This is a genomic window from Chryseobacterium sp. X308 (assembly GCF_020733145.1).
GTDB lineage: Bacteria > Bacteroidota > Bacteroidia > Flavobacteriales > Weeksellaceae > Chryseobacterium > Chryseobacterium cupriresistens.
The window spans coordinates 1-1,398 of record NZ_JAJFZH010000050.1; the positions used below are offsets into that span (position 1 = coordinate 1).

1 rRNA gene is annotated in these 1,398 nt (G+C 50.1%); it reads left to right on the forward strand.

Annotation, left to right across the window (positions count from 1 at the left end):
• A 16S ribosomal RNA gene (locus LIV57_RS22755) occupies positions 1-1,336 on the forward strand; the annotation flags it as partial.
• Between the last annotated feature and the right edge of the window lie 62 nt (positions 1,337-1,398).

Sequence of the window (1,398 nt, forward strand, 5' to 3'; positions counted from 1 at the left end):
GGATGGCATCATTCGGTATTGAAAACTCCGGTGGATAGAGATGGGCACGCGCAAGATTAGATAGTTGGTGAGGTAACGGCTCACCAAGTCTGCGATCTTTAGGGGGCCTGAGAGGGTGATCCCCCACACTGGTACTGAGACACGGACCAGACTCCTACGGGAGGCAGCAGTGAGGAATATTGGACAATGGGTGAGAGCCTGATCCAGCCATCCCGCGTGAAGGACGACGGCCCTATGGGTTGTAAACTTCTTTTGTATAGGGATAAACCTACCCTCGTGAGGGTAGCTGAAGGTACTATACGAATAAGCACCGGCTAACTCCGTGCCAGCAGCCGCGGTAATACGGAGGGTGCAAGCGTTATCCGGATTTATTGGGTTTAAAGGGTCCGTAGGCGGATCTGTAAGTCAGTGGTGAAATCTCACAGCTTAACTGTGAAACTGCCATTGATACTGCAGGTCTTGAGTGTTGTTGAAGTAGCTGGAATAAGTAGTGTAGCGGTGAAATGCATAGATATTACTTAGAACACCAATTGCGAAGGCAGGTTACTAAGCAACAACTGACGCTGATGGACGAAAGCGTGGGGAGCGAACAGGATTAGATACCCTGGTAGTCCACGCCGTAAACGATGCTAACTCGTTTTTGGAGCGCAAGCTTCAGAGACTAAGCGAAAGTGATAAGTTAGCCACCTGGGGAGTACGAACGCAAGTTTGAAACTCAAAGGAATTGACGGGGGCCCGCACAAGCGGTGGATTATGTGGTTTAATTCGATGATACGCGAGGAACCTTACCAAGGCTTAAATGGGAAATGACAGGTTTAGAAATAGACTTTTCTTCGGACATTTTTCAAGGTGCTGCATGGTTGTCGTCAGCTCGTGCCGTGAGGTGTTAGGTTAAGTCCTGCAACGAGCGCAACCCCTGTCACTAGTTGCCATCATTAAGTTGGGGACTCTAGTGAGACTGCCTACGCAAGTAGAGAGGAAGGTGGGGATGACGTCAAATCATCACGGCCCTTACGCCTTGGGCCACACACGTAATACAATGGCCGGTACAGAGGGCAGCTACACTGCGAAGTGATGCAAATCTCGAAAGCCGGTCTCAGTTCGGATTGGAGTCTGCAACTCGACTCTATGAAGCTGGAATCGCTAGTAATCGCGCATCAGCCATGGCGCGGTGAATACGTTCCCGGGCCTTGTACACACCGCCCGTCAAGCCATGGAAGTCTGGGGTACCTGAAGTCGGTGACCGTAACAGGAGCTGCCTAGGGTAAAACAGGTAACTAGGGCTAAGTCGTAACAAGGTAGCCGTACCGGAAGGTGCGGCTGGAACATCTCATTTTAGAGCGTCCTTAGACGTTAAACAAAATCAGTACGCAAGTACATCATACTTACTTAAAGCAT